Source organism: Actinomadura sp. KC216 (assembly GCF_004348535.1).
Classification (GTDB): Bacteria; Actinomycetota; Actinomycetes; order Streptosporangiales; family Streptosporangiaceae; genus Spirillospora.
The window spans coordinates 1-20,236 of record NZ_SMJX01000042.1; the positions used below are offsets into that span (position 1 = coordinate 1).

The following is a 20,236-nucleotide window of genomic DNA, read 5'->3' on the forward strand; positions in this document are numbered from 1 at the left end:
CCTCGCCCTCAACCCCAGCGGCGTAACCCGCGACCAAGCCATCGCCGCTCTGTGGCCCGACCACCAACCCGACACCGCAACCACCCAGTTCAACACCGCCGTCGCCAACATCCGCAAAACGCTCCGCACCGCGACCGGACTCCGGGAACCCATGTACGTCATCCGCACCGCAGGCCGCTACCAGCTCGACCCCGACCTCATCGACATCGACGAACAACGCCTCAACGCCGCACTCACCCACGCCCGACACGCCACCACCGACACCGAACGCCTCACCGCCCTCAAACCAGTCGCCGACCTCTACACCGCCGAATTCGCCACCGACCTCACCCACGACTGGGCCGAAAACCACCGCGAACACCTCCGCCGAGCCGTCACCGACGCCCTGACCCGCCTCTGCCGGCTCCTCCAACCCGACCACCCAGAACAAGCTCTAACCACACTCGAACAAGCCATCTCCCACGACCCTTACGCCGAACACCTGTACCGCAACCTGATGCAGCTCCAAGCCGAACTCGGCGACCCAGACGCCGCCAAACGCACATACCAGCTCCTCACCAATCGCCTCACCGACCTCGACACCGAACCCGACGACCAAACCCACCAACTACTGGCTAACATCCGCCAACCTCACTAATCTCGCTGCCGGCGAGCTGCAGCCCGTTGAAAGGCATGGCCGCATCGGTACCGAGCCGGGCGTCGCCGACCAGCCACGTGACCGCTTCACCGGCAAATCCGTATCCGGCGTCGTCTGAGATCGGGCCGTGCTGGCCGAGCTGCCGTACGCAGAGGAGTACACCGGGCACTCCATCCGGCCCGGTGCCGCAACGGCTGCGTACGCCGCCCGCATGCCGGTCTCCGTCATCACCGGCCCCTGGCCAGTGGTCAGAGAAGCCCCCGGTCGCGCTCGGTTACATCCGCGCTATCGACCAGTGGCAGCACAACCCCATGAAGGGCATCGGGCTATGACGCCAATAGAAAGCTGGAAGGATCACGTGTTCAATAGGCCGACTCGCGTTCCCCATTCAGTGATCTCACCCCGGAGCCGTCCCCACGCTGCGGGCACCAACTCCCCGTCCGGTGTGATCAGCGGCACTTCCGGGAGACCGAAGGCATGAACTGCCTGGTCCGCAAGCAGAGATCCTACAGACAGCAGTTCGTGGCCTTCCTCTGCGATGTCGTCGACAAAGGCGGTCGCAGCGCCGTGGGCTTCCTCCGTCCGATGGCCCGTCCCCCAACCATTCCCGTCCTGGATCTCAAGGGGAAGCTGCTCCGATCTAGCTGTCACCCAGACAGGGAAGCTCCGGACCAGCCCGACGTCGGCCACGAGGCGAAAGCGAATGGATACGGCCCCGGATGCTCTGGTGCGATCGCGGCTGTGCTTGCCCAAGAGCAGAAGTCCTGACAGCAGCAGAAGCGTGACATAGGGAAGAGATATCGGCAGGATCTCCCTCTTTCCCGCCTTCTGGAGAACGGACGGCTCGAGGTGGATGAGCAGCGCGCCCGATCCATCAGCATGGAACTCCGCATAACGGTTCGGGGAACTGCCCCCACCACTAATGGCAACCAGTCTCCCGGCAGCAACACGCGCCTGCGAAAAGAACACGTCGCCGTGAATAGTCTTCGAGGAGTGCGCCTCCATCTGGAAATCTTGGTAGACCTCTCTGTTAATGCGAAGGCTTCCTGGGTTCTCCGGTACAAGTGCGATCGACAACACAGGGATGATAGGCCGCCAGAGTTGGAGCTCGAGCGTTTTGATACTCTCTGTCATCGGGAAGAGATCGGTGTAGGCAACGAATGCCTCTTCCTCAACGGCGTCGAGCCGCTCGGCAAGGCCGCGGGCCTCGGTGAACCTGGCCCTGTACCGCGTGGCAACTTCAGGCTCCTGCATCCAGCGGGTGGAGGCACCCGCACGAATGGGGTAGCGCAGCCACCCCTCCTTCTGACGGTTGTCGAAGATGGCGTGCGGCGCCAAAGCGCTTCGTTCAACAGTGACCAGCAGGACGCCGCGGCCCTGGTCACTCGGATCCTCCACCGCGAGGATGTCAACAGGCAGAGGCCACGGCGCAATGTTCGACAGCACGGCATACAGCCGGCGCTGCTCAGCATCGGTTACGTCGACCTTTGTGATCACTGCGGGAACGGCGCGCTGCCCGTCCTCCTTGATGCCGATCATGAGGACTCCGCCGCGGTCGTTGGCCATGGCAGCGACGTCCTTGCAGAACTCGACCTTCTGCTCATCGTTCTTGGCGTGGACGAGTTCCTTGTAGTCCAGGTCTGCAGCCTCGGTCGCCTCGTCTCGCCCTACAAGGGCCTGTACGTCAGCGAAGGTGAGCAGGTCGATGCGCTTGCCGAAGAGCGCCTCGAGGCGCGGCGATCGAAACATGGCCGAAAATGTACGCCTCATGCTGGTGCTGGTGGGGACAGGTACTTCGAGTTGGGCCGCAGGGAGCAGCAGGGACGCAGGATGGTCGTAAGCGCAGGACGGGCACGCGAAGGTCGTCCCACGGGCACGCCCGCACGACTCGAACGTGATCCTGGTAGCGACTTCGCCAGCGTCAGGCCTGCCGCGGTTGCGCCCGCAGCGTGACGGAGGTTCGTGTTCCTCATGCCAGGTGTGGGTCGGGAACAAGGCGGAGGTGGAAGCGGACCCGTGTCCGGCCAGCTATCAGGGTGTCCCACTCCCAGTCGCCGTCCGAGAGCGCATCGAGGAGGAACAGTCCTCGGCCGTGCTCTGCTCCGTTGCGTGGGAGGCTCTGGACGGCGGGGAGCTTTCCATTCTTTCCGCCGTCCAGGGCCTCGATCGTCATGCGGTCATCGATCACAGTGCACGCCACCGTGATGTGGCGTCCCGCCCCGTGCTCGACCGCGTTGGTGACGATCTCGGAGAGACCCAGCAGAGCCTTGTCGACTACCTCGGCTCCGGGGGCGGGTGTGAGGGTGGTCAACTGATCTTTTAGCCACGTCCGGGCCCTGGGTACGGAGGACGGGTTGCGACGGAATCGGGCCGTCCGACGTCGCCGGGTCATGTGCATCGCTCCGCGAGCAGCGTGACGATGTGCGGTGCGGCGGTTGTGACATCCGAGCTGGGTGCCTCGTAGGCGTCGCGGCGGCCCCATTTGGAGATCAAGGCGGAGCCGCGTTCGAGAACGACGGCCGGGACGCGCTCTTCGCCCACGCGGGCACAGAGCCGCCCGGGCGTCTCGTCCCCGGCCATGTGAACGCCCTGGTAGTCGCCCAGCTGGGTGGCCGGATGAACCAGATGCCAGTACTGCGGAACTGCCTGCGCCTGTTGCGTCGTCATCGCCGGGTCCTCGGAGGCCGTCACCAGTTCGGCGCACTGCGGCAGGGTCAGAATGCGATCGGCTGGCCACACTGCGTCGGGTTCGTTTCCTGCCACAGGAAACTCCACAAAGACGGGTCACACGACACGGTGCCGGTGCCGCGGATGGTCAAAGTGGTCAATGTTCGGTGAGCAGCGTGCTCGCTTGAAGCTGAGAGGACTGGGCGTTAGGCTCGCCGGCCGACTTGCGACGGTGGCGCCCTTAGGGCGTCCGCTTGCGAGGAATGATCTTCTTAGGCTTCGTCCTGCCAGTACTGGGCCAGCATTTCCCCGGGCCAGCTCGGCTCCCGGACCTCGCCTCGGGGGCCCATCTCAGCGAAGTAGGGCGCCAGATCGTAGATCGGCGTCCCGTCGATGGCGTCGAGATCGGCGACGTGCAGGTCGAGCCCGTCGACCTTCAGGAGGCGCGGGAATGATTGGGCGAGTTGGTTGGGTCGCCTGTGGTTGCGGTGGACGAACGTTCCGCTGGGGGGCCATTTGGGGTCGTTGCGAGGGCTTCTGGCGTGGAGCGCAACATCGTCGGGTGAGGCCTTGTCGAAGTGCCAGACCACAATCAGGTGAGAGAACTCCTCCAGCCCCTGGACGACCTCCGCCGGGAAGTCGGAATTGAGACGGATGACGGCAGCACCGCCCCAATGATCATCGGTCGGCTCGGTGCGGCCTCCGACGACATGACCGATCGGCCGTATCTCCAGCGGCTGTGCCATGACGTCCCTTCGTTCCGGTGCCGGACGGGCTCAATCTACTTGCGCGAGGTAGGAGGCGCCACGGGCGTCGAGCTTGGCGACGATCGGGATGCCTCGGTGCCTGAATGGGGAGAGCTGTTCGCGCATGGTCAGCACGGTCTGCCGTGCGCGGCCCGAGTAGATGCCGTCTTCGAGGGCGTCCAGCGCCTGGGCCCAGGTTTTGCACGCCTCCTCCACTCTCCCGGAGCCACATTGAGCCGCTGCGAGGTATCCGAGTGTGACGACGTGCGTGCGTTTGAAGGCCGAGCCCCGCGTCCGTACGCTGCGCTGGAGCTCGTGGATGGCGCCCTGATGGTCGCCCGAGTCGCGTAGCGCGCAGCCGGTCTCGTGTGCCAGGGAGGCTTCGCCGAAGAAGAAGGTCCGGTGAGGTTCCTCGATCCCGTCGCCGGCCGCTCGCAGATCATCTTCGGCCTTCAGGAGCGCTTTCGCGGTTTTGCCCCCGCCGTTGTTCACCGCGAGGCCTCGGGCATGCACGACACCGAGCAGAGCTCGTTCTCGGGGTGTCGCCGACAGATACCGTTGGCCTTTCATGGATTCCGTGGACAGTTCCAGGCTCAGCTTGTAGTAGCCGAGATCAATCGCTTGGTGTGCCATAGCGCGAAGAATGTGCCCACTCAGTGGCTCATTCTCCGCATAGCCGGCCAGGGTGAGAGCGAGTTGGAAGTAGCGTTGCGCTAGTGCGTGTTCGGCATTGTCGAAGGCCATCCATCCTGCGAGATAGGCCAGTTCGGCCGCTGCTGAATACATGTTCCGGCGGACGGTTGCGTCGGGAAACGTGCCGCGCAGGAATGCCGCGACGTCGGAATTGAGGTACTGGACGACAGCAGTTCTCCCATGCCCGCCGCCGCGTCGCTGGTCGAGCTGCGAGAAGGCGACGGTGAGCTGACGTACGGCCATCACGTCCCCGCGCCCGACCCGCTGGGTTGTCCGCGGGTCTTGGGCGTTGGTCGAAGCGGCCAGGGCCCGCCAGGTCGCCTCATTCGGTACGGCCAGTGCAGCCGCAGAGTAGACGGCGCCAGTCAGGAGGCTTCTGCGCTCGGGGTCCAAGTCCATTCTCCCCAGGTCGGTCAGCGTCACCAGGGGGTCAACACTCCACTGCGCGTGGCCCGAAGGCGGTGCGTTGGGGACTTCGAACCCGAGATCGTTCGGCGTGATCTCACGCTTGAGCTGACGGGACAGTGCCTGACACAAGATTATCGGGGCTCTGCCGGTGGGCCGGGTTCCCCCTACCCACATGCTGATGTGGGAGCGACCGATGATCGTGCAGGAACGGTCTTTGGTCTGGCGGACGATGTTGTTGTAGGCCGAGGCCGCCTGTGCCCTGGACCAGCCAGCTTCAGTCAGCAGTGCCGCAAGCCGCTCGTTTCGCGTGCGTGTCATGGGCCACCCCTGCACCGCAACGGATCATTGATCAGTTTGACCAACCTAGAAGGCAGAGTAATCCGTCCAGTGGGGAATTGTTCGGCGCTTGGTCATGTAGGAGCTCCGAGCAGCTGGCGATCTTTGACCACTTTGACCAGTTACACCGCCGTCGGACCCTGACCACGCTCTTCCCAGCGTGTTCCATAACAAGGAGAAGTGGCAGGTCTCTTGAAGACCTCCCATGCGGCAAGCACCCGGAGGTAAAGCCTGATGGTGGCGGTGATCGACAGGGCGCGCAGAAGGCGCCACTTGAGCGACTTCTTCGACAGGGCACCCAGAGGGCGAGATGAGCCTGACGTGTCGACCTTCCACAGCTTTGAGACGCCCGTAGGCCGATTTCCGAGGTGAAGTCTCGCCCTCTCGGACAGGCTGTGGTGGGCGGGTCGAGGTCCGGTAGTGCTCTGATGTGCAGCCGTCGGGCTTCGGCCATGCACAGCGAGATCTACTCACACCGCATCCGAGCAGCAGATGGGAAACGTTCGTGACCAAGCCCAGGGACAGCATCGGAACCGGCGAGGCCAGCGGCGACCAGAGCGCCGCCTGGCGCGCCCGGGCCGTGGAACAGCTCATCGGCAACGGGACGATCGTCTCGGATGCCGTCGCCACCGCGATGCGGACGGTGCCCCGTCACTTGTTCATCCCTGAAGTGTCGCCTGAGGAGGCGTACGAGCCGTTCCGGGCGGTCGTCACCAAGAGGGATGAGGAGGGCAACGCCCTGAGCTCGGTCTCCGACATGCACGTCCAGGCGTTCATGCTGGAGCAGGCCGCGATCGTGCCGGGCATGAACGTTCTGGAGATCGGAAGTGGCGGGTACAACGCGGCGCTGCTGGCTGAACTCGTCGGCCCGTCCGGCACGGTCACCACGGTCGACATCGACCCGGAGGTGACCGACCGGGCCCGCCGGATGCTCGATGAAGCCGGGTATTCGCAGGTGAATGTCGTTCTCGGTGACGCTGAGGCCGGTGTGCCCGCCTACGCACCCTACGACAGGATCCTGGTCACGATGGGGGCGTGGGACATCCCGCCCGCCTGGCCGGCGCAGCTGGCCGAGGGCGGCCGCATCAGCACGGCCTTGCGCATCCGGGGTCTGCACCGGGTCATTACCTTCGAGGACGCCGACGGGTACCTGGTCAGCACGGCATCCAAGATGTTCGGGTTCGTGGCCGTGCAGGGCGCGGGCGCTCACCAGGCCAAGCTGCTGGTGATGCGCGACGGCGAGGTCACCCTTCGGTTCGACGACGGGACCGACCTTGACCCCAGCCTCTTCGCGGGTGTGTTCGACACCCCGCGAGTAGAGGTCTGGAGCGGCGCTTACATCGGTCTCGGCGAGTTCCTGGACACCCTGCAGATGTGGCTGGCCACCGCCTTCCCCGGTTTCTGCATGGTCCTGGTCGATCAGGACCGCGACACCGGCGTGGTCGCACCGCGCAACGCCTCTTCGGCGATGGCCGTGGCCGACGACGCCGGGAACCTCGCCTACTTGACGACCCGGCCGGCGACCGAGGACGGTCACAAGGCGCTGGAGTACGGCGTGCACGCGTACGGCCCCGACGCCGCTCGGCTCGCTGAGTCGGTGGCTGAGCAGTTGCGGGTCTGGAGCCGCGATTACCGCAGAGGCCCTGGCCCGCAGTACCGGATCTACCCGGCTGGCACGCCCGATGACCAGCTGCCCCACGGACGCGTCGTGGACAAGGCGCATAGCCGGGTCTCGATCTCCTGGCCGCAGACGGCGACCGCCATAGCCGGCCAGGGGCTTCTGCAACCCCCCGTTAAGTGAGGAGAGTGGTCAGCATGCTCCACGGCCAGACCTCGGGTGCCGCCACGGCGCTGGCCGAGCGGCCTGTCGAGGAGGACGAGTTCGACCTCGACGTGCGAGTGCTCGTCGCCTACGCTCCGGCGGCCCGCGGGAACTGCCCGACCGACGATGGGTGCGGCAACACCTGCGCAGGCAACGACAGCACGTGCAACTCCACGTTCGACGACCCGTCCTGACTGAGAGCTGCCGGCACGCCGCGCGGCGTGCCGGCAGCTCTGTCGCCGGTGAAGCCTGGGAGGTGGGAAAGTGGCGGAACGATCAGCGGTCTACCGATGGACAGGTGCAGCCCTGCTGCGCGCGAGCACCGACCCGGGCGGGCTGGACCTGCCAGCCGACCTCGACCCCGACGATCCGGAGTTTGCCGCCCATGCGGTCGCCTGGCTGTCTCAAGTTACTCACCGGCCCGAGGTCCACGCTGCCGTGGCCGCCGCGAGCCCTGCGCTGATCGAGGCCATCAACGCTCTCTCCTCCAGCGAACATCCCGATCCGCGGCAGGCGCGCCGCATGGTGATCGCTCTGGCGTCGTACCTGCTGAGGTGGTGCCGCCGTCCCACCCCGTTCGGCCTGTTCGCGGGCGTGGCTGTGGCGCGGTTCGGTCGCTCGCCTGCGGTGTCCTGGAGGCACGATCACCAGGCGGTGGTCCGCGCCGACGCGAGTTGGATCGGCGACGTGCTCGCTGCCCTGCACAAGGATCCGGAACTGCTGGCACGGTTGCCGGTGATCGCCAACAACGCCGGGTACGTGCGTGGCGGACGGCTCGTCGTCCCCGGGCCAGCACCCGACGGTGCGGTCCAGGACCTGGCCCCCGTCGAGGTGTCGGTGCGCCACAGTCGACCGGTGCGCGCCGCAGTGGAAGCAGCTCGCCGACCCGTCGCATTCGGCGAGCTCACCGCCCGGCTCGCCGATGAGTTCCCCGCCGCCAGCGGTGAACGGATCAAGGCCATGCTGATCGGCCTGCTGGATCAGAACGTGTTGATCAGCAGTCTTCGAGCCCCCATGACCTGTACGGACGCCCTCGGCCACGCTTGTAACGAGCTCCGAGCCGCAGGGGCCGACGACGTCTCGGCGACCAGTGGTCTGGTGGACACCTTGTCCAGGACACATCGGGCAATCTCAGTGAACAGCCCGGCGATCGAGCCACCATGGGCGAGCGTGACGGCGGAGATGAAGACCGTAAGCCAGGTGGCCTCCATGCCGCTGGCCATCGACACGGTCCTGGACTGCGAAGTGCAGCTTCCCGAACAGGTGGCTCGGGAAGCCCGTGACGCTGTTGACGTCCTCTACCGGCTGTCCCCGTATCCGTTCGGCTATCCGGCCTGGCGCGATTACCACACCCGGTTCTTGGCCCGGTACGGAACGGGAGCTGTGGTACCGGTCCTGGACTTAGTCGCCGATAGCGGCCTTGGGCTGCCAGCGGAGTATCTCGGCTCTCCGTGGGGACGTGCCGTTCGGGCCGTGACCGAGCGCGAGGAGCGGATTCTCTCGCTGATCCAGAAGGCCACGATGGGCGGCGAAGACGAGATCGTCTTGACCGACCAGGTGATCGAGCAGCTCTCGTCCGGCCAACCCGCGGGGGTGAGCCTGCCGTCGCGGGTCGAGATTGCGGTGGAGGTGGGCGCCGCGTCGCTGGAGGCGTTGAGACGCGGGCGGTTCTTGCTGAGGGTGACCGGCACTCCTCGACCGGGCAGCAGCATGATCGGCAGACATGCCCACCTGCTGCCTCGCGACAGCAGGGACCTGCTTGCACTGAGCTTCGCGGCAGCCGGGCCGGACAGGGTCGCTGCGCAGTTGACCTTCCCGCCGCGAAAGCGCCGCAACGAGAACATCACCCGCACCCAGCAGCTTCTTCCCACCGTGATCGCACTTGGAGAGCATCGCGCCTGTGGGAACGACCAAATCTCCGTGACTGACCTCGCCGTCACGGCGGACAAGGATCGGTTTCACCTCGTGCGGATATCCACCGGCCAGATTGTCGAGCCGCGCGTCGCGCACGCGCTGGAAGCCGGGATCCATACCCCACCCCTCGCACGGTTCCTCGCCGAGATCTCCACCTCCCGGTGCGCGGTGTATAAGGCATTCCACTTCGGCGTCGCCGCCCAGATGCCCTTCCTGCCCCGCGTCCGCTTCCGGCGTACCATCCTCGCCCCGGCACGGTGGCTGCTCTCCGCAGATGATCTACCCGGTCCCAACGTCCCAACAGCAGAGTGGAACAAGTGCCTCGACGCCTGGCGAGAACGGTGGCGAGTGCCCGAACACGTCGCGATGATCGACCATGACCGGCGGCAACCCGTCGACCTGAGCCACCAGCTTCACCTGCTGCTCCTACGCACCCGCCTGCACAACGCCGGCCGACTCGAACTTCGCGAGACCTCCGCGCCCGACGAGCTGGCATGGCTCGGTCGCGCTCACGAGATCGTCATCCCATTCACCAGGGCCACCGAACCCGTACGACCGCCCAGCCACCGGCACTCTTCCCCGCCCGAGAACGAAGCCTTACCGGGACGATCGGCCGTTCTGTACGTGCAGATCCATGGTCACCCAGCGCGCTTCGATGAACTGCTGACCGAACACACGGGCAATCTCATCAGCGCCTTCGGCCAGGACCCGCCACCCTGGTGGTTCCGGCGACACCGTGAGATGCGGCGTCCCGAGGTCGACCCGTACCTCGCCCTCTACCTTCCCCTCTCAACGCCCACGGCCTATGGCACCGCCGCCGAGAAGGTCAGCGACTGGGCAGCCGACCTGCGCCGCGAACGCCTCATCTCCCACATCACCCTCGCCACCTACCAACCCCAGACCGGCCGCTACGGCCACGGCGCGGCAATGGACGCCGCCCTCCAGGTCTTCGCCGCCGATTCCCGCGCCGCGATCACCCAGATCATCACCGCCACCAAGGCGAGTATCCGGCCGCAGGCGCTCGCCGCAGCCAGCATGGTCGACCTGGCGATCAGCTTCACCGGAGTCCCAGGCGAGGGCCTGCGCTGGCTCGTCGGGGAGCTACCTCAACAGCACGGCCGCCTCGACCCCGAACTTCGCGACCTGGCCCTCACCCTGGCTGACCCCGACCGCCAATGGCCGAACCTGCAAGCCCTTCCCGGCGGCTCCGAGCTGACCGCGGGCTGGGGTCGGCGCGGCGCCGTCCTCGCGTCCTACCGCAAGCAGCTCGACGACCAACGTGACGCCCTCCGCGTCCTGCACTCCCTGCTGCACCTGCACCACAACCGCGCCGTCGGTGTCGACACAGACCAAGAGCGGATCACCAACCGGCTCGTACGGACCTGCGCGCTCCGCCACACGGCCTCCCACAAGGAGCGATGACGTGAGCGCCCTCACCACGACCCGCCCCGACCTGGCCGACGCCGCCGACCAATACGCCGCGCACCTAGCCTCACCCGAACCTTCGCCGACCGACCAGCCCTGGCTCGCCCAAGCCCTCAACCAAGGAGCCGCTGGAACCGCCCTGCTTCATATCGAACGCGCCCACTCCGGCCAGGGAAGTTGGCGGCAGGCACACACCTGGATCTCTCACGCCGCCAGCGGAGAGGTCAGCGCGTCCCACACTGCGAGCCTCTACCTCGGAGCCCCTGCCATCGCCTTCGTACTCGACACTGCCGGCGGGCCACAAGGCCGCTACCAGAACGGCCTCGCTGACGTCGACCGACACGTGGCGTCACTCGCCCATCAACGCGTCGACTCGGCCCTAGCAAGAGCCGAGCGCGGAGAACTCCCCGGATTCCACGAGTACGACGTCTTCTTCGGCCTGACGGGCATCGGCGCCCTACTACTAAGGCGCGATCCCGGCGGCAGTGCCATGGAGCGGGTACTGACCTACCTGGTTTCCCTCACCCGCCCCTTGCCCGGGCCGGACAACCGCGGCGTCCCCGGTTGGTGGGTCGGACACGATCCACACCGTCGCGAGTCTCCGCAATTCCGCACCGGTCACGGCAACTTCGGATTCGCCCACGGGATCACCGGTCCGTTGGCCCTGCTCAGCCACGCCGCACGACGTGGCGTGATGGTCGATGGCCACTTCAACGCCATCCACTGCATCACAGCCTGGTTGGACGAATGGCGCCAGGAATCCGACGAGGGCCCATGGTGGCCAGAGTGGATCACACTCGCGGAACTGCGAGCCCACCGTCCCAACCAGCTCGGGCCAAACCGGCCGAGCTGGTGCTACGGCACCCCGGGGATTGCCCGAGCCGGACAACTCGCCGCCCTGGCAACCACAGATCCCGATCTCCAACGCAGCTACGAACAAGCGCTCCTACGCTGCCTCCACGATCCGGCCCAGCAAGCCAAGATCACCGACCCCGGCATTTGTCATGGCCTTTCCGGGCTCTACCAGACCACCTGGCGCACCGCCCAAGACGCCACAGAACCCGCCCTCGCCGCTTGTCTCCCCGCCCTTGCCGACCGCCTTGGCCAATACCTGATCCCCAACGCGGCGCGGGACAGCGGATTCCTCGAAGGCAATGCCGGGATCGCCCTCGCACTCACCACCGCCGCCAGCGACACCGCACCTACCTCGGGATGGGACAGATGCCTGCTGATCAGCTAGTCGGGTCACCCACCGAACAAGCCGTGATCGCCGTACTGGCCGGCGCCTCCCTCGCCGAGACGGCCACTGCGGCCGACCTGGAGCGAACCGACCTGGCCGAAGCCGTCGAAATCTACCGGCTGGGTGGACGACAGGCCCTCTCCGAACAGGAGGCGGCCAGCTGGCGACAAATCTACGTCCGATTCCCCGACTGGGATGCCAGCGAACACAACGCCGTGAGCCACCTCGCTCCGCTCCTGCACCAGGCCGAAGCCGATCGACTGATCAGCACCTGGTGGTTCATGCGCAAGCATCCCTGCTGGAGGCTACGCCTCATCCCCGGTCCCGCCGCCAATCCCCGCCAGAACCCGATCGGGACCGCGCTCGACCACCTCACTGAGCGGAAGGCGATCCACAGCTGGTGGCCCGGTGTGTACGAGGCCGAGGCCGCTGCCTTCGGCGGCGAAGACGGCATGGCCGCCGCGCACCAACTCTTCTACGACGACAGCCGAGCCATCTTGCGGCTCCTCACCGGAAACAACACCGGGCTCGGACGTCGCGAACTATCTCTCCTTCTGTGCAGCACGCTGATGAACTCGGCCGGGATGGAATGGTACGAGCAAGGCGACGTCTGGCACCGGGTCGCCCACGAGCGCCCCATTCCCTCCGACGTCCCCACCCGCAAACTCGACGCGATGGCCGACAGCCTCCGAACGCTGATGCTCACCGACACCACGGAGGCCGGAGCGCTCGTCAACACCAACGGCCCACTCGCCCAAGTCGCGGGGTGGGCAGGGTCCTTCCGCCTCGCCGGGCAGACTCTGGGCTCCTGCGCCCGATCCGGAAGGCTCCAGCGAGGACTCCGGGACGTCCTGAGCTACCACGTCATCTTCCACTGGAACCGTCTCGGACTCCCCGCCCGCCAGCAAAGCATCCTGGCCTGGGCCGCCCGAGCTGCGATCCTTGGGCCACCATCCGCGGCCATGCCCGGCCCAGGCCACCGCACTACCAAATCCCCGGCAAGCGCTCCCACCGACCTCACCCACATCGCAGGCCGATTCCCCCTGATCATCCAGTCCAGACCACGCGCCACAAGCCTCCAAGACCGCCTACGACAGGTGAGCAACACCGCCTCCACCTGCCACCGACCGGCCAAGGCGGAAGAACGGATCGACCTCGCCTGCACAGCCTGGAACCTGGCCGCGCTCATCGCCTCCGACTGCGCGCTCACCGACCTGGCGATCGAACTGTGCGAACAGCAATTCCAGATCTTTCAATCAGCCTGGCCATTGTCCGGCCGCACGGCCATCGCCGCACTCCAGCCCATCGTGAACCTCGCCCGCCTAGACCTTCGCGCCCGCAATCCGGAACGGGCTTACCAGACCCTCCACCGACTCCAAGTCGCGGTTCAGCACGGCGGTGACGTCGACGTCCACGGCACGCCGATCAGCTTCGACGGCTTCACCACCTCCACCGCCGCCCGCGCCCACGTGTCCCCGTGGCTCAGGACCGTGCTTCGCGAGGATGGCACCCGGGCCCTGGTAGCCGCCCGGCAATGGCAGCGAGCAGCCCGCAACGCCACCGAACACGCGATGCCCGGCGAAGGGATCGATGAAGCCACCCAAATGACGATCATCAGCCAGGCATTGAACGGTGACTTCGACGCCGCACAGTCCACCATCCCAACCGCCAACCTCAGCACCCCTTGGGATCAAGCGACCGCGCACTGCCTTCGCGTTTTCGTCGACATCGCCTCCGGGCGCCCGGACCCCAGCATCCTCCCCTCCTTGCTGATCACCGCCCGCCACACCGTCCAGCGACCGGACCGAAAGAGAGCGATGACCCAGACCCGGCTGGGCCTGGCCGCGGTCGACCTCGCCGCCGAGCTCGACCCCGCTCAGTCGGACCTCCTGTACACCGAAGTGGCCCAAGCCGCTTCTAGATCCGGCGACGCCTTCGCCGCCCGAGAAGTACTGAAACACCCCAACAAGGAAGGTCTTAGCTCTGCCCAAGGCACCGCTCTCACAGCGCTCGTCGAACGCGCCGCCTTCGGACGAGGAAGAATTGAGCCCACCCTTCTAGCAGATCTGACAGATTCACTCGAGACAGCTGGCGAGGTGCTTCAAGACGCTCTCACCGGATGATGCCCCAGTCATCGCGAATCCACGCGCCGCAGAAAGCACCGTGGCAGCGCGATTGTGGGGCGCCATATGCTCTCGCTGCCGAGCCGGGAGCCGACTTATGACTGAGACTAGAGAACGAACGAAGGCAGCGAGGGCATTGCCGCCTACTTGAGGCCGCGCTCGATCGCTGCGGCGTCCGCTCGAAAGAAGAGCTTAGACGTAAGTTGCTGGACCCCGAGCTCGGCGTAGAACTGCTGGGCGTTGTGGTTGTCCACGTCGGTGGTCCATTCGACACGGCTGCATTGGTGCTTGGCGGCAACCTCGAAGATGGCGCGCATAAGCACGGTGCCAACTCCAGAGCGCCAGCGAGAGCGGGCCACGTACAGTTCTTTGAGATACAGGCTGCGGGTGAGTCCAACCGCCGGCCACAGGAAGGTCCAGGACGCGACCCCCACCAACTCTTCACCGTCAACGGCGACTAGCGCGTGCGCCGCCGGCGGGTCGCCGAACAGGGCATCGCGCAGTTGGCGGGCGCGTTCCTCGGATGACCCCTTGGTGGTGTCACCGTAGAACTGGTCCATCTCTTCCAGCAGAGCGAGGATCGCCGGAACGTGTTCAGAGCTTGCTGCGGCCACGGTCACCGTCACGTGGTGTGCCTCCTCGTCTCGGGGGTCGACGTCAGTAGCTCATGAAGCTGTTGCGCGGCGGGTAGGTGGCGTTGGGAATCACTGATGGTGCCCAACACTTCGTGTCCGCGCAGGCTGATGATGCCTTGCCGCTGCGCTTCAGTGAGCGGGGTCAGCGCCGCAACGGCGCAGGCCAAGGCCTCAGTGATATCGCCGTCCTTGGTTAGGCAGAGGGTGCGGTCAAGCTGGATCAAGGTGCGGTCGGTGAAGTCATGGGCCGGACACAAAGCCAGGGCCTGTCGCTGAGCAGCCCACGCCGCGTCGGAGTCCCCCAGGTAGGTCAGAGCGTTGCCTTCGTGGAAGCGCAGCTGCGCCTCGCTGTAGCCGAACGCCGAGCTGTTGATCGCCTCGTCCGGAAGAGCACCGAGCTTGTCTTCCGCGCGGCGAAGCGCGGTGCGGCATTCCTCACTACGCTCCGGCCCGAGCGCGGCATGCGCGCGTGCCTCCAGCGCCACCGCCAGCACGGCACCGACCGAGGACTCGGCCATCCTCTGAGCGTCCTGCGCCACAGCGACTGCCTTGATGAGGTCGTTGTTGTAGAAGTGCCCGTACGCCTCCTGCGCCAGGACCCATGAGCGCATCGACGAGTCCCCGGCCTCTACTGCGGCGATGCGTGCAGTCCGGGCCCAACGGCGAAACACGAGCCGTTCGTCCAGCTTGATGAGGGTCAGGCACATCAGCCCCGACATCTGCGCGGTGATCCGCGTCAACCGCCGCAATGTCGAGACCGAGCGATACCTCCCAAGCCCGGCGCGAATGTCCTCCAGATCGTCTTCCAGATCTGCCGCCACTCGCGCCGGTGGCTGCTCACGGGCCGCTATGCCATAGCGCAGGGCGGTCTCTTCCCAACTCTCCAGGGCAGCAGCTGACATGGCTCCGGAGGAGAGCACGTCGTCAAGACCTCGGCGAAGTTCATCACGTCCGCGATGCGCGACCCTTTCCGGGGGCATCAGGTCTTCGTCGCCGAAGAGTTCTTGCTCGCTCATACCCAGCGCCCGGCAATACAGGTGCCGGTAGTCCGCTTTGGGAGCGTACTTCCCGTTCTCCCAATCCTTGATCATGGACGCGAGACTCGTCACCCCCGGCAGCCGCTGCCGGGCCCGCTCGGTGGCCGCGGCGCGGAGCCGTCGTGCCATTTCTGCCCGGGACCAGTGGCCACCGTCGCGTGTCTTCTGCTTTTCGCGAGCTTCGCGCAACCGCACGCCGATGCGGACCCTGTCGGCGGACACGAGCGCACCTCCCCATAGGACCGTGATGGGGAGGGAATTCCTCCCCCAGGCCCTACTCATCCTCCCCTTTTTTCATAGTGTCCGCACTCATTTGACTTGGGACGTACGAACCTTCGCCGGACGAGAAGAGTTCCTGATCGTGGTGTCACCTTCCTCCGCACCCTCCCTCGCTGCCGGGCCTGCCGTTCTCGTAAGCGCTCCGGCCCCCGCCCAGTGCGGGCCGAACGAGACGCTCCGCGTCGTCGGCATGGTCGAAGGGTCCCCTCATCGACTCCCCGGTCACCGGCAAGGGAGGACTCGCGTGTTGGGGGGTGCGCGTTGACCGGCGGCAAGAGGGCCTTCGATCGCGGCACGAACGTCGGTGCCGACGGACATGATCGCAGCGCCTACGACTTCTCGCGCGCCGCGATGGCGCGGTTGTGGAACCTGTGGGGCGGCGGGAAGAACTACGACCTGGCGGACCGGACCCTCGGCGAAACCGTTGCGGCGCACTTCCCGCAGATCGAGTCGCTGGCGCGGCATCGCCTCACGTTCCGTTCTCGTGCGGTCCGAACCCTGGTCGGCGAATACGGCATCGACCAGGTGTTGGTCGCCGGCGTCGACATGCCGATGCGCGACGAGGTCCACGCCATCGCTCATTCGATCAACCCGCGCGCCCAGGTGGTGTACGCCGACGCCGACGAGCTGGCGATGCTCTACGCCAGCATCTTCTTCACAGGCGACGCCGACACCTGCGGTTTCGTCAGCGCGGGGCTGGAGGATCCCCGCGCGATGCTGGACGGCGCGGCAGCGAGCTTGGACTTCGATCGTCCGATCGCTGTGCTGCTGATCAACAGCTTGGACGTCCTGGACGATCCCCAGGCTGTCGTGGCTCTGTCGGCCTTGCGGGAGGCGTTGGCGGCTGGCAGCCACATCGCGTTCTGCCATCTGACCGCCGAGCACGACCGCGAACTCGCCGTGCTCGGGAGCATGTGCGCCGATGCTCGCCCTGGGCCGCCCCGCGTGCGTAGCCCTGCTGGTCTTGAGGCGTTCTGCACCGATCTGATGATGATCGAACCTGGGCTGGTGGCCGCGCCGTCGTGGCGTCCGGAGCCCAGCCCGTGGCCGGTTCCCACCGAGGTGGACCTGTGGTGCGGCGTTGGAGTGTTGCCATGACGCCTCGTATGTCTCAGGCACTCGTTCGGCCCGGCGCCGATGACCCGTTCGGGCAGGCCCTCCACCACGCACGCGAGCTGGCCGACCGTCTTACCGCCCGAGGGCTACGCGCCTCGGCCGCACCCCACGTGGGGAGCCCTGCGGGCGCGATGGCAGTCGCCGCGCAGCGCATGGACGTGATCCCGATCGCGGGCCGGTTGGTGGTGCTGCTGCCGAGCCCTCATAACCCCGGCGAGCTGCTCTGGCATTGGCCGCGGCTCTATCGCGGGCACGAGCACACCGGGGCCTGCTGGTTCCAACCATTCAGCCAGGCCGATGCCTACGACGACACCGCCGATCGGATCTCCGCAGTGATCGATGCGAAGGTGCGTCGCCGTAGGGATGCCAGCGAGCTGCAGGCGCCGATCGGACGGCCGAACGGCGAGGTGGGCGAGCGGCTAGTGCTCGACGTCATCGGCCGTCCGCTGCACAAACTGGTGTACCGGCAGTTGATGGTGCTGGATGCGACGCAGAAGGGCGTGGAGGATCCGGCGCTGCTGCGCCGCCTGTATGAGATCGATCATCTGGCGATGCGGACGTTGCGGGGGCTGGAGCGGATCGCGGTACTCGGCGGGGTCAGGCCGCGGGAACTGCCGGAGCCGCTGCCGTTGGCGACGGTGCTGCGGATGGCGGCCTCACAGGTCGAGTACTACTCGCGCGTGCGGATTCCGCCGCCGGGGGTCGAGGTGGAGCTGCCGCGGGATGCCGCAACCGAGATCACCCTGCTGCTGGCCGAGCTGATCGAGAACGCGACCCGGTTCTCGCCCCCGGACACCGAGGTGCTGGTGACCGTGGTGCCGACTTCTTCGGCGGGACTGAGCATCAAGATCGCCGACCGGGGGCTGCCGGTAGCCCAGCACGAGCGGGCCGCGTTGAATCGGTTGCTGACCGAGCCGGACTCGGCCGACCTGCGCGAGCAGATCGTCGATGGGCCGATCGGGTTGATGGTGGTGGGGCGGCTCGCCGAGCGTCACGGCGTGCGAGTGGTGCTACACCCGCGCTCCGGTGGTGGAACGCGGGCCGTGGTGGAGGTGCCGGAAGCGCTGCTGCCGGAGCCGCAGTTGCCGCCGGTGGCCGCTGCACCGGCCGCCGCGCGGGTGGTTGCAGATGTATCCAACGCTGCGGTCGAGGCAGTGACCGAGCCGACGCTCGCTCCCCTGACGGGCTCAGCCCCAACTGCAGCCGTCGAGCCGGTCGAGGCTGCCGAAGCGCTTCTTCACCGCGCCGACCTGGCGTCCCGTTCCGGGCGAATGTCGGCGCCCGAGACCGAACCGTCGGCTGAACCGGATGGGGGTCTTCCTCCGCTTCCCCGGAGGGCCGGGGCGCACCGGCGGGCCGGAGCACTCCAGGCGACGGGCGGGTCCGACACCACCAACGAGCCCGCCAGCAGCACCGCCACCGGTGCCGGTGCTGATGCCGGGGCCGCAGCCGCGTTCCTGCAAGGTGCCCACGATCCGGCCGACCGTGCCGACGGCCATGCGAGCGGAAAGCCGCCGCTCCTAGACACATCTTCCGACCCGCCTCCCGATCCGGCTACGAACTGACCTGCTCCCGAATCCGCCCCAAGGCCGTCCTGCGGATCTGCCGCGACATCAGCACAGAAGAGAAGGGACGACGATGACGAGTCCTCCGCCCTCCATCACCCCTGCCGAGCCGCGCAGCGGCACCGGTGACCTGGGGTGGTTGCTGGTCAACTTCTTGGAGGAGGTGCCCGGCGTCGACGCCGGGGTGCTGGGCACCCTGGACGGGCTGCCGCTGGCGTCGGCCGGACTATCCGAGGCTAAGTCCGCACATCTCGCCGCAGTCGCCACAACGCAGAACTCCGCTGGCAAGGCCGGAGGAAACATCATCGACCCGCCGGGCGGCGACGTCGAACTCGTGATCGTCCAGCTGAGCCGCAGGTATGTGTTCGTGATGAACACCCAGCAGGGCACGACTGGCGACACCGCCGTCGCGGGAACTCTGCTGACCGTGCTGGCCGCCCCCGACGTCGACACCCGCATGGTCGGCAACGAGATGGCCGCCCTGATCAAGAGCGTCGCCAGGCATCTGGGCACCACAACCCGCACCGCCACCGCTGACGGCAGCGTCAACGCTGGACCCGGCGATGAGGCGTGAACCGCCGGGTCGGACGTGGATCACCCAGGACGTCCCCGATGTCGTACGGCCCTACATGGTCACCGGGAACCGCACCCGCCCTCGGCACCGCACCGAGCTCGACACGGTGCTGACCGCCACCACCCAGCCCGTGCCCGATGGGACGCTGCAGCCCGAGGCCGCCCACGCGCTGCTGCTGTGCCGGAAGCAGCAACGCACGCTCGCCGAGGTCGCGGCCACGATCAAGCAGCCCGCCCTGGTCACCAAGATCATCGTGTCGGATCTGATCGACCAGGGTGCGCTGGCCGCCCACCCCCACGCCGACCTCAACTACCCCAGTCGCCACCTGCTGGAGGACGTGCTCGCCGGCCTGACCGCCTTGGACGCCACATGACCGCGCCCACCACCCAACCCGGACCCGGCGCGGCCGCGCACCTGGCGCTCAAGATCGTTGTTGCCGGGGGCTTCGGGGCCGGGAAGACCACACTGATCGGTTCGATCAGCGAGATCGAGCCACTGACGACCGAGGAGATCCTGACCGAGGCCGGGGAGCCGATCGATTCCCTGGACGGTGTGCACGGCAAGGTGACCACCACGGTGTCGCTGGACCACGGCCGCCGCACCCTCACCGTCCCGGAGCCTATGATGCTCCAGCTCTTCGGCACGCCGGGCCAGGACCGGTTTCGATTCCTGTGGGACGACCTGAGCCAGGGTGCGGTCGGTGCAGTAGTGCTGGCCGACACCCGCCGCCTGGCCGACAGCTTCCCCAGCATCGACTACTTCGAGGAACGTGGCACGCCATTCGTGGTGGCGTTTAACCACTTTGACGGCGCCGACCGCTACACCACCGGTCACGTCCGTAACGCGTTGGATTTGCCCGAGCGGGTGCCGGTCGTGGACTGCGACGCCCGGGACTTCGGCTCGACCCTCACTGTGCTGAAAACCCTCGTCCGTCACGCCTTGGCCTGCCTCACATCCCCTTCACCGAATCAACCGGCCGACCGTCGGGCGGCCCACTCGTGACTCCAGGGAGCAGCACC

The 20,236-nt window shown here is 66.8% G+C and carries 18 protein-coding genes; 11 read left to right on the forward strand and 7 right to left on the reverse strand.

Annotation, left to right across the window (positions count from 1 at the left end):
- On the forward strand, positions 1 to 637 hold a 637-nt coding region (locus E1264_RS10025; RefSeq protein WP_165964099.1), incomplete at its 5' end, for a BTAD domain-containing putative transcriptional regulator.
- A 354-nt stretch (positions 638 to 991) separates the two neighbouring features.
- On the opposite strand, the gene E1264_RS10030 is transcribed toward E1264_RS10025, so the two are convergent.
- From E1264_RS10030 to E1264_RS10045, 5 genes are all read right to left on the reverse strand, one after another.
- Entirely contained in the window at positions 992 to 2,386 is a 1,395-nt protein-coding gene (locus E1264_RS10030; RefSeq protein ID WP_165964100.1) for an ATP-binding protein, read from the reverse strand.
- A gap of 220 nt (positions 2,387 to 2,606) precedes the next feature.
- Positions 2,607 to 3,119, reverse strand: coding sequence for an ATP-binding protein (locus E1264_RS10035; RefSeq protein WP_132171933.1), 513 nt, complete (start codon positions 3,117 to 3,119; stop codon positions 2,607 to 2,609).
- Positions 3,026 to 3,400, reverse strand: a complete 375-nt coding sequence (locus E1264_RS43245) for a hypothetical protein (RefSeq protein WP_165964102.1) — start codon at positions 3,398 to 3,400, stop codon at positions 3,026 to 3,028. Before E1264_RS43245 ends, E1264_RS10035 begins: the two co-directional genes overlap by 94 nt.
- A 176-nt stretch (positions 3,401 to 3,576) precedes the next feature.
- A complete protein-coding gene (locus tag E1264_RS10040; RefSeq protein ID WP_132171935.1) occupies positions 3,577 to 4,050 on the reverse strand; it encodes an SAM-dependent methyltransferase in 474 nt (157 codons plus the stop codon).
- A gap of 30 nt (positions 4,051 to 4,080) precedes the next feature.
- Positions 4,081 to 5,469, reverse strand: coding sequence for a Tat pathway signal protein (locus E1264_RS10045; protein ID WP_132171937.1), 1,389 nt, complete (start codon positions 5,467 to 5,469; stop codon positions 4,081 to 4,083).
- 523 nt (positions 5,470 to 5,992) lie between these two features.
- Between E1264_RS10045 and fxlM the strand changes: the two genes are divergently transcribed.
- The 5 genes from fxlM to E1264_RS10070 all read left to right on the forward strand — a co-directional run bounded on the left by fxlM (position 5,993) and on the right by E1264_RS10070 (position 14,011).
- Positions 5,993 to 7,288: a methyltransferase, FxLD system gene (fxlM, locus tag E1264_RS10050; protein WP_243710844.1), complete on the forward strand. Its 1,296-nt coding sequence runs from the start codon at positions 5,993 to 5,995 to the stop codon at positions 7,286 to 7,288.
- Positions 7,289 to 7,302: 14 nt separating this feature from the next.
- The gene (locus E1264_RS10055) at positions 7,303 to 7,503 is read left to right on the forward strand and encodes an FxLD family lanthipeptide (protein ID WP_132171939.1); all 201 of its coding nucleotides are present in this window, start codon (positions 7,303 to 7,305) and stop codon (positions 7,501 to 7,503) included.
- Positions 7,504 to 7,573: 70 nt separating this feature from the next.
- Entirely contained in the window at positions 7,574 to 10,645 is a 3,072-nt protein-coding gene (locus E1264_RS10060; protein WP_132171941.1) for a lantibiotic dehydratase, read from the forward strand.
- A gap of 1 nt (position 10,646) precedes the next feature.
- Positions 10,647 to 11,888 carry a lanthionine synthetase C family protein gene (locus E1264_RS10065; RefSeq protein ID WP_132171943.1) on the forward strand — a complete coding sequence of 414 codons (1,242 nt, stop codon included), beginning with the start codon at positions 10,647 to 10,649 and terminating at the stop codon, positions 11,886 to 11,888.
- A 23-nt stretch (positions 11,889 to 11,911) separates the two neighbouring features.
- A complete protein-coding gene (locus E1264_RS10070; protein WP_243710845.1) occupies positions 11,912 to 14,011 on the forward strand; it encodes a thiopeptide-type bacteriocin biosynthesis protein in 2,100 nt (699 codons plus the stop codon).
- A 143-nt stretch (positions 14,012 to 14,154) separates the two neighbouring features.
- On the opposite strand, the gene E1264_RS10075 is transcribed toward E1264_RS10070, so the two are convergent.
- Together E1264_RS10075 and E1264_RS10080 are read right to left on the reverse strand one after the other, a co-directional pair.
- Entirely contained in the window at positions 14,155 to 14,637 is a 483-nt protein-coding gene (locus E1264_RS10075; RefSeq protein ID WP_207935829.1) for a GNAT family N-acetyltransferase, read from the reverse strand.
- The gene (locus E1264_RS10080; protein ID WP_132171947.1) at positions 14,634 to 15,905 is read right to left on the reverse strand and encodes a helix-turn-helix transcriptional regulator; all 1,272 of its coding nucleotides are present in this window, start codon (positions 15,903 to 15,905) and stop codon (positions 14,634 to 14,636) included. The genes E1264_RS10075 and E1264_RS10080 overlap by 4 nt, the downstream gene beginning before the upstream one ends.
- 318 nt (positions 15,906 to 16,223) lie before the next feature.
- On the opposite strand from E1264_RS10080, the gene E1264_RS10085 reads away from it, so the two are divergent.
- From E1264_RS10085 to E1264_RS10105, 5 genes are all read left to right on the forward strand, one after another.
- Positions 16,224 to 17,060: an SAM-dependent methyltransferase gene (locus E1264_RS10085; RefSeq protein WP_132171949.1), complete on the forward strand. Its 837-nt coding sequence runs from the start codon at positions 16,224 to 16,226 to the stop codon at positions 17,058 to 17,060.
- Between the two features lie 149 nt (positions 17,061 to 17,209).
- Entirely contained in the window at positions 17,210 to 18,643 is a 1,434-nt protein-coding gene (locus tag E1264_RS10090) for an ATP-binding protein (RefSeq protein WP_165964103.1), read from the forward strand.
- A 73-nt stretch (positions 18,644 to 18,716) separates the two neighbouring features.
- Positions 18,717 to 19,217: a roadblock/LC7 domain-containing protein gene (locus E1264_RS10095; protein ID WP_132171953.1), complete on the forward strand. Its 501-nt coding sequence runs from the start codon at positions 18,717 to 18,719 to the stop codon at positions 19,215 to 19,217.
- On the forward strand, positions 19,207 to 19,590 hold the full coding sequence (locus E1264_RS10100) for a DUF742 domain-containing protein (RefSeq protein ID WP_132171955.1): 384 nt from the start codon (positions 19,207 to 19,209) through the stop codon (positions 19,588 to 19,590). The genes E1264_RS10095 and E1264_RS10100 overlap by 11 nt, the downstream gene beginning before the upstream one ends.
- Complete coding sequence (locus E1264_RS10105; RefSeq protein WP_132171957.1) at positions 19,587 to 20,219, forward strand: ATP/GTP-binding protein; 633 nt, start codon at positions 19,587 to 19,589, stop codon at positions 20,217 to 20,219. The genes E1264_RS10100 and E1264_RS10105 overlap by 4 nt, the downstream gene beginning before the upstream one ends.
- Positions 20,220 to 20,236 lie beyond the last annotated feature (17 nt).

What these genes read in the sequence shown, in the direction of transcription:
- E1264_RS10030 (WP_165964100.1), bottom strand. Translation starts at nt 2,386, where the DNA reads ATGTTTCGATCGCCGCGCCTCGAGGCGCTCTTCGGCAAGCGCATCGAC.
- E1264_RS10035 (WP_132171933.1), bottom strand. Translation starts at nt 3,119, where the DNA reads ATGGGGCCGCCGCGACGCCTACGAGGCACCCAGCTCGGATGTCACAAC.
- E1264_RS10040 (WP_132171935.1), bottom strand. Translation starts at nt 4,050, where the DNA reads ATGGCACAGCCGCTGGAGATACGGCCGATCGGTCATGTCGTCGGAGGC.
- E1264_RS10045 (WP_132171937.1), bottom strand. Translation starts at nt 5,469, where the DNA reads ATGACACGCACGCGAAACGAGCGGCTTGCGGCACTGCTGACTGAAGCT.
- E1264_RS10055 (WP_132171939.1), top strand. Translation starts at nt 7,303, where the DNA reads ATGCTCCACGGCCAGACCTCGGGTGCCGCCACGGCGCTGGCCGAGCGG.
- E1264_RS10090 (WP_165964103.1), top strand. Translation starts at nt 17,210, where the DNA reads ATGGCAGTCGCCGCGCAGCGCATGGACGTGATCCCGATCGCGGGCCGG.
- E1264_RS10095 (WP_132171953.1), top strand. Translation starts at nt 18,717, where the DNA reads ATGACGAGTCCTCCGCCCTCCATCACCCCTGCCGAGCCGCGCAGCGGC.
- E1264_RS10100 (WP_132171955.1), top strand. Translation starts at nt 19,207, where the DNA reads ATGAGGCGTGAACCGCCGGGTCGGACGTGGATCACCCAGGACGTCCCC.
- E1264_RS10105 (WP_132171957.1), top strand. Translation starts at nt 19,587, where the DNA reads ATGACCGCGCCCACCACCCAACCCGGACCCGGCGCGGCCGCGCACCTG.